General features: G+C 60.7%; 13 protein-coding genes. 10 read left to right on the top strand and 3 right to left on the bottom strand.

Annotated elements, in window-relative coordinates; translation table 11 throughout:
• The first annotated feature begins 33 nt into the window (after window positions 1–33).
• The 3 genes from ACGHEN_RS01130 to ACGHEN_RS01140 are packed head-to-tail and all read left to right on the top strand — an operon-like array spanning window position 34 to window position 2137.
• Window positions 34–831 (top strand): hypothetical protein, encoded by a 798-nt coding sequence (locus tag ACGHEN_RS01130; protein WP_147356338.1) that lies wholly within the window; start codon window positions 34–36, stop codon window positions 829–831.
• Window positions 832–860: 29 nt separating this feature from the next.
• Entirely contained in the window at window positions 861–1472 is a 612-nt protein-coding gene (locus ACGHEN_RS01135; protein WP_270226310.1) for an ATP-binding cassette domain-containing protein, read from the top strand.
• A complete protein-coding gene (locus ACGHEN_RS01140; protein ID WP_373205084.1) occupies window positions 1469–2137 on the top strand; it encodes a hypothetical protein in 669 nt (222 codons plus the stop codon). The genes ACGHEN_RS01135 and ACGHEN_RS01140 overlap by 4 nt, the downstream gene beginning before the upstream one ends.
• A 74-nt stretch (window positions 2138–2211) precedes the next feature.
• Here the strand turns inward: ACGHEN_RS01140 and ACGHEN_RS01145 are convergent, their stop codons facing one another.
• Window positions 2212–2937, bottom strand: coding sequence for a hypothetical protein (locus ACGHEN_RS01145; RefSeq protein WP_390396655.1), 726 nt, complete (start codon window positions 2935–2937; stop codon window positions 2212–2214).
• A 116-nt stretch (window positions 2938–3053) separates the two neighbouring features.
• Between ACGHEN_RS01145 and dnaX the strand changes: the two genes are divergently transcribed.
• Entirely contained in the window at window positions 3054–5537 is a 2484-nt protein-coding gene (gene dnaX, locus ACGHEN_RS01150; RefSeq protein WP_390396658.1) for a DNA polymerase III subunit gamma/tau, read from the top strand.
• A gap of 21 nt (window positions 5538–5558) precedes the next feature.
• Here the strand turns inward: dnaX and ACGHEN_RS01155 are convergent, their stop codons facing one another.
• Window positions 5559–6032, bottom strand: coding sequence for a hypothetical protein (locus ACGHEN_RS01155; RefSeq protein WP_390396661.1), 474 nt, complete (start codon window positions 6030–6032; stop codon window positions 5559–5561).
• 339 nt (window positions 6033–6371) lie between these two features.
• Between ACGHEN_RS01155 and ACGHEN_RS01160 the strand changes: the two genes are divergently transcribed.
• The 6 genes from ACGHEN_RS01160 to nifJ all read left to right on the top strand — a co-directional run bounded on the left by ACGHEN_RS01160 (window position 6372) and on the right by nifJ (window position 15370).
• Window positions 6372–6692 carry a YbaB/EbfC family nucleoid-associated protein gene (locus ACGHEN_RS01160; protein WP_006235174.1) on the top strand — a complete coding sequence of 107 codons (321 nt, stop codon included), beginning with the start codon at window positions 6372–6374 and terminating at the stop codon, window positions 6690–6692.
• Between the two features lie 13 nt (window positions 6693–6705).
• On the top strand, window positions 6706–7302 hold the full coding sequence (gene recR / locus ACGHEN_RS01165) for a recombination mediator RecR (RefSeq protein ID WP_089573257.1): 597 nt from the start codon (window positions 6706–6708) through the stop codon (window positions 7300–7302).
• A 243-nt stretch (window positions 7303–7545) separates the two neighbouring features.
• A complete protein-coding gene (locus ACGHEN_RS01170) occupies window positions 7546–8427 on the top strand; it encodes a hypothetical protein (RefSeq protein WP_390396665.1) in 882 nt (293 codons plus the stop codon).
• Window positions 8424–10268, top strand: coding sequence for a serine/threonine protein kinase (locus ACGHEN_RS01175; protein ID WP_390396668.1), 1845 nt, complete (start codon window positions 8424–8426; stop codon window positions 10266–10268). The genes ACGHEN_RS01170 and ACGHEN_RS01175 overlap by 4 nt, the downstream gene beginning before the upstream one ends.
• Window positions 10269–10271: 3 nt before the next feature.
• Entirely contained in the window at window positions 10272–11210 is a 939-nt protein-coding gene (locus tag ACGHEN_RS01180) for an FHA domain-containing protein (protein WP_349102604.1), read from the top strand.
• A 620-nt stretch (window positions 11211–11830) separates the two neighbouring features.
• Window positions 11831–15370 carry a pyruvate:ferredoxin (flavodoxin) oxidoreductase gene (gene nifJ / locus ACGHEN_RS01185; RefSeq protein WP_390396671.1) on the top strand — a complete coding sequence of 1180 codons (3540 nt, stop codon included), beginning with the start codon at window positions 11831–11833 and terminating at the stop codon, window positions 15368–15370.
• A 278-nt stretch (window positions 15371–15648) separates the two neighbouring features.
• On the opposite strand, the gene ACGHEN_RS01190 is transcribed toward nifJ, so the two are convergent.
• Window positions 15649–16980 (bottom strand): ATP-binding protein, encoded by a 1332-nt coding sequence (locus ACGHEN_RS01190; protein ID WP_390396673.1) that lies wholly within the window; start codon window positions 16978–16980, stop codon window positions 15649–15651.
• Window positions 16981–17074 lie beyond the last annotated feature (94 nt).

Below are 17074 nucleotides of genomic sequence, written 5' to 3' on the forward strand. Positions count from 1 at the left end.
TTTAGGCTGGTCGCCGCGGACCTGAGGACCGTTTTGAAGAAGAACATCATTACCTTTATTGCGATTGCGGCAGTGACCGTTGCGAACCTGGTGTACGCCTACGGTTTGTCTTCTGTGTATGGGGTCAGGACGGATGCCTTGGGGTTTGCGGACAATCTTGCGCTCGTGTTTGCCGGATCTGCTCCGTTTGAGCCTAGGCCCGGGGTCATGTTTGTGCCTCCGCTAGGATGGCTATTTCTCATTCTGCTTATTCTCTATACAACACTCGATTATCCCGCCGAATCGTTGCACGGGTTTGGTTTGCAAACGCTTGTCCGATGCCGGGCGAGAACCCTTTGGTGGGTCTCGCGTTTTATCTCAGTGGCGGCGATAACAGCATTTTCGCTGCTCGTGGTGGTTTGCTCTGTTGTGATTTGGAGCTTGATGGTGAGTGCCTCGTTCAGCGCGGTCATCCATGGCGAGTCGCTTCAGCTGGCTAATTTGGCGCCGTGGTTTCTCAAGGCGAGCGAAGCAGGTGCACTGCCGTTTTTCGCAGGTCTCTTTCTTGCTTTTGAGGCGCTTGCGTTTGTGCAGGCAACGGTTGGGTTTGTGCTTGGGCCGTCAGTTTCATTTGCGGTTGTAATGAGCTACCTGATCTGTTCGGCATATGCGCGGCATTGGGCGCTACTGGGAAATGCCTTGATGCTGTTGCGCTGGGGTGGAATCGTCAAAGAAGGAATTGCGACGGGCTCGAGTGGCTTGTTTTCAATTGTGATTATGTCGTTATGCCTATCGTTGGGTGGACTGTGGTTTCGAAGGGCCGACCTTATCGAAAAGAGGGACAAGATATGAGTGTGATCGTTAGGGACGTATCGAAGCGCATGGGCAAAAACGATGTCCTGCGCAACGTGTCTATCGAGGTTGACCCTGGGACTGTGGTCGGGCTTCAGGGGATAAACGGTTCGGGTAAGACCATGCTCATGCGAGCGGTCTGCGGATTGATTAGACCCACCGAGGGCGAGATTATTATCGATGGCCAAAGACTTGGGGCGGATATCTCGTTTCCGCCGAGTCTGGGGATGTTGATAGAGGCGCCTTCCTTTTTAGGATATCTGTCTGGTTACGACAATCTGGAGCTCATAGCTCAAATCAATGGCGTTGCCACCCCCGAGGACATTCGCTCTGCCCTGCGGCTCGTGGGGCTCGATGCAGACGAAAAAAAGAAGTTTCGAGCATACTCGCTTGGGATGAAGCAGCGTCTGGGAATAGCTGCGGCAATTATGGAAAAGCCGAAGCTGCTTGTTCTCGATGAGCCAACGAATGCCCTCGACGAAGCGGGCGTGGAAATGCTCAAGCGCGTTGTGGCGATGGCGGCATCAACGGGTCGCGAGGTTCTTCTGTCTAGCCATGACGGAGAGGTGCTCGAGGAGCTAGCCGATCGTGTTTACTGCATGCGCGACGGTGCCGTTGTGAAAGTTCGGGAAAGGTCGTGAGCGCGATGAAGAAGGCCCTGTTGACGAGAAGGTCGATGCTCGCGCTTTTTGGCTGTGCTGTTACCGGCCTTGCGGGCATGAGGGTGAGCGTCGTTAACGGGAACCGGACAGTCATTCCTGAAAAATATTACGCGGAGGGCGAATGGCTCTCGATGGATGGGGCGTTTCTGGGGTCGAAGGATGTGGCGACTGACGGGTATTCGTTTTGCATAGACGGGGCAGAGCTGCTCACGCCGCGCGAGTATCTCAAGCGTGCGCATGATGATTATTCAAAATATGGCATCGTAGATACGAAAACGAAATTGAAGGACGCCGACATCACGTGTGTTATCGCCGTAAAGATGCGTGTCAGGAATAAGGACAATGTCGAAGGCGGAATTAAAGCGTATGTTTGGCATTTGGTGCCGGAGTCTGCGCCAAACTATGACTTTGTGGTCAATACCGATCTGATAACGCAGGCAATGCCGGTGCTGGGCGGTTCTGCTGCGTTTGCTGTACAGGTTGGGGCGGAGAACGAGTTACTCGTCCCATTCATGATGCAAAACACCAACGACTATTTCGAAGGTTACGAGACCGTCCGTTTTGAGAAAGCGTTTCCCGGGACCTATACGATGAAGATGACCGATCTGCCGGAGCGAAGGCTCTTCAGGTTTGAAGTTAAATAGCTCGAAGGCCCTGTTGGGGGAGCCTCATCCTACGCTGAAGCGGGATGAGATTCCCTTCGCAGTGGCGCTCGGCCCTAGCGCTTCTTCTTGCTCTTCTTCTGCTTGCGCTGCTTGCCCTTGTTGTCCTGGGGCTTGTCGGCCTTGTCGCCCCGCTTGGCCTCGGCGGCAGCCTTCTCGGCCTTCATTTTCTTCTTCTTGGTCTCGATGCGGAGCTTTTTGTTGATGCGCGCCTTAAGGAAGGGACCGAACTGCTCGGCATCGCCGCGGACAAAGGTGTCCTTAGGGATCGTCACGCCCTGGTCGGCGAACATGGCCACAAAGATGCGCTCGCCGTCGAGCACGTGGTCGAGCTTTTCAAACGGGAAGAACTGCGACTTGCCGCTCGTGCCCCAAACCATCAGGCCGTCCTCGTTGGCGGCGACGCGGCGATAGCGGCCACCCATGGACTCGTCGGCCTCAACGGCGTCGATAAAGTCGCGGGCGAGGGTGTGGTGCAGGTTTTTGCTCCACCAGGCCAAAAAGGCGCCGAATACGATCAAGACGACGCCAAACTTGATCCAGTTGCCGCCGGCCACCAGCATGCCGATGCCGATGAGCGCGGCAATTGCCGCGGCGACATACAGCGAGCCGCGACGCCTGGGCGAGGCGACCAGGCGGGCGAAGTCGGTGACGAGGTCGTTTTCGTATTGGTACTCGTTGAGGTACAGGATGCCGTCGTCGGCTGCGGCCTGCTCCTCGAGCGCGACCTCGACCTGGTCGGCTGCTTCGGAGGGAATGAGGTTGCTCTCTGCGTCTGCCATGCTCTTTGGACTCCTATCGCGGCGGGCTCGCCGTACGGGTTATTATGGAATGCAGTATGCCGTGCGACCGCATGGCCGCCGCGGCAACAAGACTCAGTATACCCGGGGGAGCACCCATGGAATCGTTGTACCGAAAGTATCGCCCGCTCACCTTCGACTCCGTGGTGGGCCAGCAGCATATCGTCTCGACGCTCGAGCACGCCATCACCGAGGGGCGCCTGTCCCACGCCTACCTGTTCTGCGGACCGCGCGGCACGGGCAAGACCACCATGGCGCGCATTCTGGCCAAGGCGCTGCTGTGCCGCAATGCCGAGGCGGCGCGCGCCGAGGGTGCAAGCGGCTGCATGCCCGACGGTACTTGCGAGGAGTGCGAGCTCATTGCCGAGGGTAACCACCCCGATGTCTACGAGCTCGATGCCGCCTCCCGCACGGGCGTGGACAATGTGCGCGAGGAAATCATCAACTCCGTCAACTTTGCCCCGGTGCGCGGCAAGTACAAGATCTATATCATCGACGAGGTCCACATGCTCACGACGGCGGCGTTCAACGCGCTGCTCAAGACGCTCGAGGAGCCGCCGGCACACGTGATCTTTGTGCTGTGCACCACCGACCCGCAAAAGATTCTGGAGACCATCCTCTCGCGCTGCCAGCGTTTCGATTTCCATCGCATCGGCAACGAGGATATCGAGCGTCGCCTGGCATACGTGTGCGAGCAGGAGGGCTTCGATTACGACGATGAGGCGCTGGCTATCGTGGCGCGCCATGCCAAGGGCGGTATGCGCGACGCGTTGTCCACGCTGGAGCAGCTGAGCGTCTTTGGCAACGGTTCTGTGCATGCGGACGACGCCCGCTCGCTTTTAGGCGAGGTTTCGGACCAGATTCTGGGCGAGTTTTCCCGCGCCATTGCCGATCGCGATGTTGCCGAGCTCTATGGACTGATCCGTGCGCAGGTCGAGGAAGGAAACGACCTGCTGGAGCTGACGCGCGACCTGGTAGCGCATGTGCGTGACGTGTACGTTGCCTGCGTTGCCGGTGCCCGTGCCGAGCTGTTTGAGGGCGGCTCCGAGCAGGCCGAGGCGCTTGCTGCCGAGGCCGCTGCCTTTGGCGAGCATCCTGCCGACCGCCTGGCCCGCGTGCTGACGGTGCTCGACGATGCCGCACTGGAGATGAGGGGCGCGAGCGACGTGCGCCTGGTGCTCGAGATTGCCTGTACGCGTCTGGCACGTCCCGAGGCTGATTTAACGATTGAGGCATTGGCCGAGCGCGTGGCTCGCTTGGAGGCCATGGTTGCCAACGGCGCCGTGCCGGCGAGCGTGGCTGCTGCTCAGGCCGCCGCGCCTGCAGCATCCGTACCCGCTGCTGCCCAACAGCCGACGCTCATTTCGGGCGCTCGTGCTGCCGCTCCGGCGGCATCCGCTGCCCCCGCTGCTACGTCCGCGCGCCAGGGCGGTATGCCTTGGGACCGTGGTGCTGCTGTTCCGGCTGCCCAGCCTGCGTCCCGTTCTGCGTCCGTGTCAGCTTCCAAGCCTGCAGCGCCTGCACCTCAGCCTGCGCCAACTCCGACGCCTCAGCCCGTTGCGGCCCCCGCGCCTGCCACCGCTCCGGCACCTAAGCCCCAGTCCAACAATGCCGCCCAGGTTGCCGCCGCCGGTACTGCCGAGACGCCCGCGGTCGATGATGCCGGAGAGCTGCAGCGCAAATGGGCCGAGGTTGTCGAGCGTGTCAAGGCGCGTCAGGCTTCCTACGCAGGGCTTTTGCTCAACGCTCGCGCCACGGCCGACGACGGCTCCAAGCTCACGGTCTCGTTCCCCGCGGGCTCGACCTTTGCCATGAAGATGCTCGGACGCGCCGACACGCAGTCGGTGGTCCTGCCGACAGTCAGTGCGGTCTTCGGTCGTCGTACCGTCGACTATGTCCTGAATGGGGGTGGCACGCCGGCTCCTCAACATGAGGAGCATTCTCCATCTGCACGGGCTGCGGTATCTGCGGACCCGCAACCCGTGTCCTCGGCGGCCCCTGTATCCTCGAGCGCCAGCGCTCCACAGCAGCAAGCGACGCCGGTGATGGCACCGACCCCGTCGGCGCCTGAACCCGTTGCGCCCAAACCGGCTGCTCCGGTCCCCGGGCCTAAGCCCGCCGCCGCGCCTGCGCCCAAGTCATCCGACCTGGCTAAGGCCCCCTGGCTGCGCTCCGACAACCCCGCCGGCGCTCCTGCCACAGGCAAGCTCCCGACCGAGCCCGCACCCCGAGCGCCCGAGCGCGCGTCCGCTCCCAAGGCTCAGCCCGCCGCGCCGTCTGCGCCGTGGGAATCCGAGCAGGTTCCCTACGACGATGTCATGGTCGGCGGTTTTGCTGCCGATGCCGGCGGGGACGATCTGCCCCCGTTCGACGTGCCGGGTGCGGCGTCCGCGCCCAAGCCCGCTGCAACTGCCCCCAAAGAGGAGGACGCTCCTGCGGCTCCCTGGGAGTCCAACCCCGGCGCGGGCAGCCCCTTCGGCCATCAAGGCGCAGCCCCAAGCATCCCGCAGACCGAGGACGAAGCCAAAGCCCTCATCCGTAGCGTCTTCGGCCAGTCCACCATCTTCAAACCGGTGGAGTAGCTGTACGGGCGGGTACGCTGCTCAAGAAGAGATCTCTTTGTTCGGGCGCATCTGTATTTCGGACATGTGTAGTGTGGTGCCGCGTATATCGCATTCGAGCAGACAGGCGCGTGACGGTCGGCCTAGGATGCTGAGGTCGATACGATATGTCGCATGGCTGTCCGTGTATTCGACTTGCTCGGCGTTGACGGTTGCTCCGATTGTAAATAAAGAGCCCAGTTCGGCATCGACAATCTTGGAGTCCTTTATCTTGACCTTGAACTCTTGGTAGAGGGACGGGCTGTTGTAGTAAATGGTTCGGGTTCCGTCGGTGCATTCATCGGTCGTCTCCCATTTGACGACGGGCTGGTCCGAGCTGGCTATCAGCAGTTCTGCTCCAAAAGCTATGGCATGGGTGATGACAACCAGCAATGCCCAGCCGACAAAGAGATAGAGAACCACATATGCAACGGGGTGTTTTGAGCGGATGTTTTGGAGCGCGTCGGGGGCATTCATGGGGCACCTCCAAATTGCAATCTATGACAATCAAATTATACCCTGCCGCCATGTGCTCCGCCTCGAGCAGCGGTTTGGCATTTAGCTATTTAGTGGCACACATGAAATGCCGGATTCGGCTCTACTAGATTGAGTATGCGATATTATGCAACCTTGCATAATTCGGCCTTGCATAATCTTTGCGCGTGGTTTGTATTGGAGGACATGTATATCGACTGAGGTAGCGTGTCCGCCCCGCTTGCTTGCCCCGCGCCGTGGTACGATTTTTGAGTTTGAAAGTCCCGTCGCGCTCCGGCTGCCCTTGCAGCTTGTCGCGCGGCCGCACGTAAAGGAGCCATCATGGCCGGTATGAACATGCAGCAAATGATGAAGCAGGCTCGCAAGATGCAGGAGCAGCTTGCCGCCGCGCAGGAAAACCTTAAGTCCCAGACCGTCGACGCCTCTGCCGGCGGCGGCATGGTCAAGGTGACCGTTAACGGCGAGATGGAGCTTGTCAACCTCACCATCGACCCCGATGCCCTCGATCCCGAGGACGTCGATATGCTGCAGGACATGATCATGGCTGCCGTCAACGAGGCCGTCCGCGGTGTCAACGAGCTTGCCAACAAGCAGATGGGCGCCATCACCGGCGGCCTCAACATCCCGGGCATGCCGTTCTAAGACACGCATATATATGAGTGCCAACCATAGTCTGCAAAAATTGCTCGATGAGCTGGGCCGTCTGCCGGGCATTGGTCCCAAGTCGGCCCAGCGCATCGCCTATTACCTGCTCGAGGCCGATGCCGAGGAGGCGCGCCGCCTGGCCGAGGCTATCCTGGAGGTTAAGCAGGAGGTTCACTTTTGCAGCCGCTGCTTTAACTACGCCACGGCCGACGAGTGCTCCATCTGCCAGGATTCGATGCGCGATACCACTCGCATTTGCGTGGTGGGCGAGCCGCGCGACGTCCAGGCAATCGAGCGCACGGGCAGCTACCATGGCCTGTACCATGTGCTAGGCGGCGTGATCAGTCCCATGGACAAGATTGGTCCCGAGCAGTTGCACATTCGTGAGCTGCTGGCACGCTTGGGCCACGAGGACATCCACGAGGTCATCATCGCCACCAACCCCAATATCGAGGGCGAGACCACGGCGAGCTACCTGGCCCGCACTATCAAGCCGCTGGGCGTTGAGGTATCGCGTCTGGCGAGCGGCCTTCCCGTGGGCGGCGACCTGGAGTATGCCGACGAGCTTACGCTTGGGCGCGCCATCGAGGCCCGTCGCACGATTTAGTCGCCGGGTGCTCCGCGGCATGGCCGGCCGTTCTGCCGCACGGGGTACTCATAATTAGGCACGCGTTCGCTTGTTTGTTGTGCAACAAACCTGCTCTACTTTCGCTTATCGCGTGGATGGGGCCGTTTGTACTCCGTATTTGCTCATTCGTTGCGCAACCTTTTAGATTCGCTGATACACTCACATATGGATATGAATGAATGCGCCGCTCCTGAGCGGCGTGTTTTTGTTAGAGGAGAGCGCATGCGACCCGGGGGCACTCAGACAAAGCGTGGCACCGCGGTGCGCATACGACGCCGGCTGGGCCTGGCGCCTCGGGCGTACGTGCTGCTGTCGTGCTCGCTGGCGCTCGTCGTTGCCGGCGTCTCGGCCTATGGCATGACGGTGCCGTCCATGGTGCAGGCGCATGCTGCGCGCGAGTTGCATATAGGGCGCAAGGCCAAGAACGACCTGGGGACGACAACCGGATATGCATGGGCGAGCGTGGTCGGGCGCACCGTGTTTGGCGTCGATCCTGCTGACGAGGGCGAGCAGGCGTCTAACGAGATCACGCTGGCAAACGGCAAGACCATCATGCTCACCAACACCAAGGTCATTACGAAGCTTTCCAATAACAACGTGGCTTCTGTCATTAACAAAGCGGAGCAGCAGAAGGAGCAGGATACGCAGCAGGCGGGTAAGCCCGGCGGCTCGGACGGGTCCGGTTCTGGCACCGGTTCGGGCTCCGCCTCTGGCGGTGGATCTTCGAGTGGTGGCTCGACGGACGGCGATGCCGGCGGGGACACGGGCACGGGTAGCCTCTCGGCTGCCGAGGAGGAGAGTATCCACAGTTGGCTCGTGACCAAATACAACATGCTCGATGGCTATGTCGCCCGCGCCAATAGCGTGGTGTCGACCTATAACGCCACGGGCGACACCGGACCATGCGATAGCCTGGTCAATGACATGTTTGTCATCCGTGCCGAGTTTGGCCGGCAGACGTTTCCTCCCCAGTCAAAGTGGTATCGACAATTCGCCAACCTTTGGGGCTGCTACACAAACCTGTGTCAATGGGTCGGACATTACGGCGACGATAACGTCGCGCTCAACAACTTCAATAACAATGTGGCGGCGATCGCCCTATGACGAATAGCCTTGCTTCTAGCGCATCGTGCGCGCTAGACCGCGACCCTATGGTGGGCCTGCGCCTGGCGCGCGTTGGAGGGTTTGAGCCTGCTATTGCGCTGAGCCCGGATGAGCTTCCCGCCTACCTGCGCCGTTTTACGATGCTGTTTGCCGATGACGCCACCATGCGCCGCGGCGGTATCGGCCGTGTGACGCGTGCCGTCAACGCGCAGGGCGAGGCCGTGGCGCTCAAACAGCTCATCTTGCCAACGCGCGACGAATTTGATGACGATGTAGCCCGCGAGGCGCTGGTCGCCAAGTTCAAGGCGGCGTTTCGCGAGGAATACGAATGCCACCGCGCCCTTTCGGGCCTTAAGGGCTTTCCCCGCCTCTACGGATGGGGCGAGGTCGACGGCGTCCCTGCGATTGTCATGGAATGGGTCGAGGGCGAGACGCTCGCCCGCCTGCGCTCGCGCCTTGCCGTAGATGATGCCGGGCGCCTGTCGCCGCTTGTGGCGGCACGTCTGGGTCGCGACCTGTTCGATCTGCTCTGCCGCATGAGCCTGGTGGGTGAGGGCTTTGTCCATCGCGATATCTCGCCTGCTAATATTATGGTGCGTACGGCGCGTCTACCGCTTGACCGGCAGCTTGCCGAGGGCACCTTTGACCTGTGCCTGATCGACTTTGGCTCGTCGCTGGCGCTCGAGCCTGCCTCTGCGGTGGCGGGAACCGGCGGCAAGGAGTCCTTTACAGAGCGCTACGCCACGTTGCGCCGAGCGACGGTCGCCTACGCTCCGCCCGAGATGCTCACCGACGATATTGCCGACCTGCGCGTTTTGCGCATGTCGCCGGCAATCGACGTGTATGCCGCGGCGAGCACGGTCTATGAGCTCATCGCCGGTGTCGCGCCGTACGAAGTAGCGCCGGGCACGTCGGGTACTTCGGGCTCGCGCAAAAAGACGCGCGATATCGCCAGCCCTTATCGTCTCAAGATGGATACGCTGCCCGATTATCCCGTCGGCGCCCACGCGCCCGGCTGCGACTTGACGCAACTGCTGCGACGCGAGCCCGATGTGGCACTTGCCGCGGCCGAACAGGCTCAGCAGCTGGGGCTCGATCCAAATTCCGAGGATCTGCGCGATGCGCTGGCGTTTGTCGACGCTCAGCTGTTCGATGTGGTGATGGCCTGCCTGTCGTGTAATCAGGGCGATCGTCCCGAGCCCGCCGCGGTGGAGGCGGCGCTTACGACGTTTTGCGACCACTACGCGCAAAACGTCGGTCGCTCGCTTCGCGGCGAGCCGCTCACGCCCTGTCCCATGGACGCGTCCGGCCGCGTGGTCCGTCGCGCTGCGATGATCGGCGCTGCGTCTGCCTGCGGCCTCGTATGGGCCGTTGTGGTGGTGTCGGCGGCACTGCTGGCGTCTGGTGCTCGTGCGACGGTTGCCGTGGGGTACATTTCGTGGTCCGGTACGCTGCCGGGTATCGTTGCCGCGCTCGCGCTGGCGCTGCCGGGCATGGCGGGTATTGCCGCCGGCGCCATGGCGCACGATCGTCGCACGGGGTTCCTGCATGGCGTACTGGCGCTTTCTGCCTGCGAGGTTCCGGTGCTGATTGCGGTTGCATGCACCGTGTTTTCCCAGCGCGCCGTAGCGAGCGGCTTTGTTGCCGCCTTAATTGCAACATACGCGCTCGTATGGTTTTTGCTGTCGATGGGTTTTGCCTTTGAGCTTCCCGTCGCGGCGCCGCGGCGCGCAAAAACCCAGACGGTGACGCCGCTTGCCGGTGGTGCCGCGGCGGTTCGCGCCTTTGTCGGGACGACCGAGACGTCGTCCGATACGAGTTCAACGACCAAGGAGGTCTAGGCCATGGCATCTCAAATCAAGCTCACCCCGTGCGGAGCCATGTTCGACATCTTTAAACGCGCAGCGCACCTGAGCCATATCGAGCTATGTGGCATGGTGCTTTCGAGCCGTCCGCTGGCCGATGGCCGCAGCCCCCAGAGCCGCGCCGCTGATCGCTCCTGGGTCTCGCGCTTTATCGTGCGCGCTCCGGTCGGCACGCTGCAGGAGCGCTATTTTGCCGATTACGGCACCTCGGCCGCGCGCATCATGTCGCATCTTGCCCTGCACCGCCGCAATCCCATGAATGCCACGGCGGTGATCAACATGGTGTGCGGCCCCGCCGGCGAGCCCATGGTGCGGGCGCTCGAGGAATGCCATCAGGATACGAGCCTCTACCGCAATGCGGTCGAGCGCCTGTCGCAGGCGGCGGAGCTTATGCCCGCCGAACGTGCCGAGGCCGTGCTGGTGCTGTTTGTAGCCGTCGGTTGCTCGGCAGATGTTCGATCCTCGGTGACCTATGCCATCGACTACGCTCATGCGACCTGCGGCGGCGCCACGTCGACGCCGCGCTCGCTGAGCACCTCGACGGTCACGGGCGATCACGAGGCGGCGCCTGCGCATCCGCTGGGCCTGCTTCGCGTGCAAAACGGCTACGTGGTGAGCGCTCCGCGCTGGATTCAGCCGAGTGAGCAGGGCGTGGAGATCGGTGCGCTGGCGACGGGGGAAGGCGATATCACCGATGTGGGCGATGACGTTTCGGCTCGCCATGCCCACGTGTGGTGCGATGGCCAAAATGTCTGGTACGTCGAGGACCTGTCGTCCACCAACGGAACCGTGGTGGTAAACGGCGCGACGAACGTCTGCACCCAGGTCGAGCCCGGCCGCTCCGCTCAGCTCAACCCCGGTGACGAGCTCAGGCTCGGCGAATCCACCACCTACGCCATCCTCCTCGGCGCTCTCTAACTCATCTCCTAAATAAGTTGCGGTGAAATAGGGACTGTTTAAGGCCGCGACCGGCAAAAACAGTCCCCATTTCACCGCAACTGCCGTGTGGTCGGCGATAGAGAAACGAGAGTGGATTTCCGGACGCACGAGAGAGGATTTTCGGACGCACAACCCATGAGAGTGGATAATCTCCCACTTTTGGTCAAGATACAGGCAAAAAGTGGGAGATTATCCACTCTCGATGCAGGCTGCGACTTTTCCGTCCGAGGGGCCATCTCGCCCCTTGGCAGTCACCTAAGGTAAACCTTTACCGCCCACCTATATTTGTCGAAATATGGCTTGGCGGCGGGGTACAATAAGCCCGCATGCGGATTTCCGTTGCGGGCGCTTCCCATCGCCGGGGCGTGCCCGGGAGCATCCGGCATGCGGCCTTTGCGGCGCTCGGTCATGTGCAAGACGGGTAGCTGGGCCTGTGGAGCGCGTGCAGCCCTCCTCGCCTTGGCATGCCTTCTCTCCACGCCATGTGCCTGCTGCTCAGTCTGCCTGCCAGATGATTGGAAGCAACAGCGAAAATCCCATCACGCCAACATCCCGGCAATCGCCGGGGCCTGTATACCTATATGAGAGGAGAGGGGTATATGGCGCGTAAGTTTAAGTCTATGGACGGCAACGAGGCGGCCGCATATGTTTCGTATGCGTACACCGAGGTAGCGGGAATTTATCCCATTACGCCGTCCAGCCCGATGGCCGACCATGTCGACCAGTGGGCGGCCCAGGGTCGCAAGAACATCTTTGGCACCCCGGTCAAGGTCGTCGAGATGGAGTCCGAGGCAGGTGCAGCCGGTACCGTTCACGGTTCGCTGGGCGCCGGTGCTCTGACCACCACCTACACGGCTTCTCAGGGCCTGCTCCTGATGATCCCGAACATGTACAAGATCGCGGGCGAGCAGCTCCCGGGCGTCTTCCACGTCTCCGCGCGTTGCGTCGCTTCCCACGCCCTGAACATTTTTGGCGATCACTCCGATGTCATGGCCTGTCGTCAGACCGGCTTCGCCATGCTCGCCGAGGGCAACGTCCAGGAGGTCATGGACCTCTCGCCGGTGGCTCACCTTGCCGCCATCGAGGGAAAGACCCCGTTCCTTAACTTCTTCGACGGCTTCCGCACCAGCCACGAGATCCAGAAGGTCGCCATGTGGGACTACAAGGATCTTGCCGAGATGTGCGACATGGACGCCGTCCAGGCTTTCCGCGATCACGCGCTCAACCCTGAGCACCCGCACACCCGCGGCAGCCACGAGAACGGCGATATCTTCTTCCAGAACCGTGAGGCCTGCAACAAGGTCTACGACGAGCTTCCCGCCGTCGTCGAGGGTTACATGAAGAAGATCAACGAGAAGCTCGGCACCGATTACGGCCTGTTCAACTACTACGGCGCTCCCGATGCCGATCGCGTCGTCGTGTGCATGGGCTCCTTCTGCGACGTGCTCGAGGAAGTCATCGACTACCTCAACGCTCACGGCGAGAAGGTCGGCCTGGTCAAGGTTCGCCTGTTCCGTCCGTTCTCCATCAAGCACTTTGTCGACGTTCTCCCCGAGACCGTCAAAAAGATTGCCGTCATGGACCGCACCAAGGAGCCGGGTTCCATCGGCGAGCCGCTCTACCAGGACGTCGTCTCCGCTCTCTACGAGGCCGGCAAGACGGGTATCAAGGTCGTCGGCGGCCGTTACGGCCTGGGCAGCAAGGACACGCCTCCCGCGTCCGCGTTCGCTGTCTTCGAGGAGCTCAAGAAGGACGAGCCCAAGCGCGAGTTCACCATCGGCATCGTCGATGACGTGACCAACCTGAGCCTGCCCGAGGCCGAGGATGCGCCCAACACCGCAGCCCCCGGCACCATCGAGTGCAAGTTCTGGGGTCTGGGTGGCGACGGTACCGTCGGCGCCAACAAGAACTCGATCAAGATCATCGGCGATCACACCGACAAGTACGTTCAGGCCTACTTCCAGTATGACTCCAAGAAGACCGGCGGCGTCACCGTCTCGCACCTGCGCTTTGGTGATTCCCCGATCCGCTCGCCGTACTACGTGACCAAGGCCGACTTTGTCGCTTGCCATAACCCCAGCTATATCGTCAAGGGCTTCAAGATGGTCCGCGACGTCAAGCCGGGCGGTACCTTCCTGGTCAACTGCCAGTGGAGCGACGAGGAGTTCGCCGAGCACATGCCCGCTGTGGCCAAGCGCTACATCGCGAACAACAACGTCAACGTCTACCTGATTGACGCTATCGACCTGGCCGCCAAGGTCGGCATGGGCAAGCGCACCAACACGGTGCTCCAGTCCGCCTTCTTCGCGCTGGCCAAGGTCCTGCCCGCCGAGGACGCCCTGCAGTACATGAAGGACGCGGCTACCAAGTCCTACATGAAGAAGGGCCAGGCCATCGTCGACGCCAACCACAAGGCTATCGATGCCGGCGCTACCGCCTTCCGTAAGTTCGAGGTTCCGGCCGACTGGGCAACTGCCGAGGATGCCGCTCCCGTCGAGCTCTCCGAGGAGACCAAGTCTGCCATCGCCCAGCAGGTCAAGAACCTGCTCGAGCCCATCGATCGCATGGATGGCGACAGCCTGCCCGTTTCCGCCTTTGTCGATTGCGCCGACGGCCAGTTTGAGCTGGGCGCCTCCGCATACGAGAAACGCGGCGTCGCCGTGGTCGTTCCTCACTGGGACGAGACCAAGTGCATCCAGTGCAACCAGTGCGCCTATGTGTGCCCGCATGCCACCATCCGTCCGTTCGCGATGACCGAGGACGAGGCTGCCGCCGCGCCCGAGGCTACCCGCACGCTCGACGCCATGGGCCCCAAGGCCAAGGGCATGAAGTTCACCATGGCCGTGTCCCCGCTCGACTGCATGGGCTGCACCAACTGCGTCAAGGTCTGCCCCAAGGGTGCCCTCGAGATGGTTCCCACCGAGCAGGAGATGGACCAGCAGCCCGTTTGGGACTACATGGTCGAGAACGTCTCCGAGAAGAAGGAGCTCATCGCGGCCAACGTTAAGGGCAGCCAGTTTAAACAGCCCTACCTGGAGTTCTCTGGCTCCTGCGCCGGCTGTGCCGAGACCGCCTATGCACGTCTGGTGACCCAGGTCGCCGGCGACCGCATGTTCATCTCCAACGCCACCGGCTGCTCCTCCATTTGGGGCAACCCCGCTGCCACCGCTCCTTACTGCAAGGACAAGGACGGTCACGGCCCGGCGTGGAACAACTCCCTGTTCGAGGACAATGCCGAGCACGGTCTGGGCATGGCCGTGGGCTATGAGGCTGTTCAGCACAAGCTGATTGCCGCCACCCAGGAGATCATCGCCGCCGATGGTCCGTCCGACGAGCTCAAGGCTGCCGGCCAGGCTTGGATTGACTCTGTCAACGACGCCGAGGCCTCCAAGACCGCTGCCGCTGCCTACGTTGCCGAGCTCGAGAAGTGCGGCTGCGAGGCTTCCAAGGCAATCCTCGCCGACAAGGCTTACCTCACCAAGAAGTCCTTCTGGATCTTCGGCGGCGACGGTTGGGCCTACGACATCGGCTTCGGTGGTCTGGATCACGTCCTGGCTTCCGGCCACAATGTCAACGTCTTTGTCTTCGACACCGAGGTTTACTCCAACACCGGCGGTCAGGCCTCCAAGGCCTCGAACCTGGGCCAGGTCGCTCAGTTCGCCGCTGCCGGTAAGGTGACCAAGAAGAAGTCCCTGGCCGAGATTGCCATGAGCTACGGCTACGTCTACGTGGCGCAGGTCGCCATGGGCGCCAACCCGGCTCAGACCCTCAAGGCCATCCACGAGGCCGAGGCCTACGACGGCCCGTCCCTCATCATCGGCTACAGCCCCTGCGAGATGCACTCCATCAAGAAGGGCGGCATGCAGAACTGCCAGGCCGAGATGAAGAAGGCTGTCGAGTGCGGTTACTGGAACCTCTTCCGCTTCAACCCCGAGGCTGCTGCCGGCAAGAAGTTCTCGCTCGATTCCAAGGAGCCCGCGGGCGGTTATCAGGAGTTCCTGATGAACGAGGCCCGTTACGCTTCGCTGACGCGTTCCTTCCCCGAGCGCGCCGAGGAGCTCTTCAAGGAGAACGAGCAGGCCGCTATGGATCGCTACGCTCACCTGCTGAAGCTCAAGACGGTGTACAACGAGGCTTAGGTCTCCCACCGCAGGATCTGAGGGCTGACCTTCGCGGACGTCCTCGGACATGAAAGAACCCCCGCTGCGCACTACGTGCGGCGGGGGTTCTTTCGTCCTGCGGAGTGTCCGCGAAGGTCAGCCCTCAGATCCTGCTACGACTACGTCCTCAGATTGTGTGGGCTGATGAAGGACGTGGTTGGTGGGGTGCCTTGTCCCGGTCACTGTTTCGCGGCTTTGCCGCGAAACCACGCGCTGCTTTGGGCATAGAGGGGGACCTAGTTGCGGACCCAGATGGCCTAGAGGGATATGGGTGCAAACGAGAAATCGTTGTTGGGGTCGTCCTTTTCCATAAACTCATCGAGGCAGAATGTCATATAGATTGGAACGTACAGGACCTTGCCCTCTTTGCTGAGGTTCTCGTGGCTTAGCACAACGGCCTCGGGGATTTTGTATTCGTTCACGCTCATCAGACGGTCGAGGGCCGCATGGGCTCGAACCTTCTTGCCCGATTTGACCTCGATTGGGACAACGTGCCCACGGGTGCCTTCGATCACAAAGTCAACTTCGCCGACCTCGCGTGTCTGGTAGTACCATGCATCAGTTCCAAGGGCGACAAGCTCCTGCGCGACCACGTTCTCATAGAGACCGCCGAGGTTGGGGGTTTTCATATCAAGGTAGACAGCGCGTGCCGTGCTGCCGGGATACCGTGATGCGAGCATGCCTGTATCAGACTCGTATAGTTTAAAGGCGGTCGCCCTTTCTGTCCTCTTAAGAGGACTCCGGGCCTCCGTCACCTGGGCGACCATCAAACCGACGCCCGCGTTCACCAGCCATAGGAAATCCTGCTCGTATTTTTGAAGGCGAGCCCCCTCGCCCAGGGATGAAACAACAAAGCGATGGGACTCCGCCTCAAGCTGAACGGGAATTTGTTCGAAAATCGCGCGAACGTTAAACGCTCGAGTCGATGCATATTTAGAGATATCGCTTTTGTACTGATCGACCAGCTGAATTTGAAGCTCACGCGTCCTCACGAGTGAATAACCCGAATCGATATAGTTCTGTACGACCTCCGGCATGCCGCCGCAAACGATATAAGCTCTAAAGTTTTTGAGCATCGCCTCATGAATATAGTTTTCGACGGGACGCCTCTCGACAAGGCAGCTGCGGATGTCTGCAAGCACATTCTCGCTGATGCTGTTTGCCCAACAAAACTCTTCAAAATCCATTGGCCGCATAACAATGTGCTCGACATACCCCACCGGGAAAGAAGAGATCCCCTTAAACTCAGTCCCAAGCATAGACCCCGAGAAGACATAGCTAAAGCGCCCGTCCTCGACCAGCGCCTTCATGAGCGTGACGATCTGCGGATACTCCTGTATTTCATCGACAAAGATAAGCGTATCTCCCTCAACAAGCGGTGCATCCGCAAGAAGGGCCACGCGGTTGATAAAGTCAACGGCGTTCTTAGCGCCAATGAGCACATCTCTTGCCTCGGTATCGAGCAGCAAATTGGCCTCAAAATACGACGCGTAGTTGTCTTTACCAAACGCGCGAATCGCATAGCTCTTGCCAATTTGACGCGCACCGGTAACAAGCAATGCCTTATGAGAGTTATTTTTCCAGTTCAAAAGCCTATTAGTGACCTTACGGCGTAGCATTAAAACCCCCAAATGACAAAAATTGGCAAATAGATTTGCCCTAATCATACAAAAATTGGCAGAT

It is taken from the genome of Collinsella sp. i06-0019-1H4 (genome assembly GCF_042849575.1).
Classification (GTDB): domain Bacteria; phylum Actinomycetota; class Coriobacteriia; order Coriobacteriales; family Coriobacteriaceae; genus Collinsella.

What these genes read in the sequence shown, in the direction of transcription:
- nifJ (WP_390396671.1), top strand. Translation starts at nt 11,831, where the DNA reads ATGGCGCGTAAGTTTAAGTCTATGGACGGCAACGAGGCGGCCGCATAT.
- ACGHEN_RS01170 (WP_390396665.1), top strand. Translation starts at nt 7,546, where the DNA reads ATGCGACCCGGGGGCACTCAGACAAAGCGTGGCACCGCGGTGCGCATA.
- ACGHEN_RS01145 (WP_390396655.1), bottom strand. Translation starts at nt 2,937, where the DNA reads ATGGCAGACGCAGAGAGCAACCTCATTCCCTCCGAAGCAGCCGACCAG.
- ACGHEN_RS01160 (WP_006235174.1), top strand. Translation starts at nt 6,372, where the DNA reads ATGGCCGGTATGAACATGCAGCAAATGATGAAGCAGGCTCGCAAGATG.
- dnaX (WP_390396658.1), top strand. Translation starts at nt 3,054, where the DNA reads ATGGAATCGTTGTACCGAAAGTATCGCCCGCTCACCTTCGACTCCGTG.
- ACGHEN_RS01175 (WP_390396668.1), top strand. Translation starts at nt 8,424, where the DNA reads ATGACGAATAGCCTTGCTTCTAGCGCATCGTGCGCGCTAGACCGCGAC.
- ACGHEN_RS01180 (WP_349102604.1), top strand. Translation starts at nt 10,272, where the DNA reads ATGGCATCTCAAATCAAGCTCACCCCGTGCGGAGCCATGTTCGACATC.
- ACGHEN_RS01135 (WP_270226310.1), top strand. Translation starts at nt 861, where the DNA reads ATGGGCAAAAACGATGTCCTGCGCAACGTGTCTATCGAGGTTGACCCT.
- ACGHEN_RS01155 (WP_390396661.1), bottom strand. Translation starts at nt 6,032, where the DNA reads ATGAATGCCCCCGACGCGCTCCAAAACATCCGCTCAAAACACCCCGTT.
- recR (WP_089573257.1), top strand. Translation starts at nt 6,706, where the DNA reads ATGAGTGCCAACCATAGTCTGCAAAAATTGCTCGATGAGCTGGGCCGT.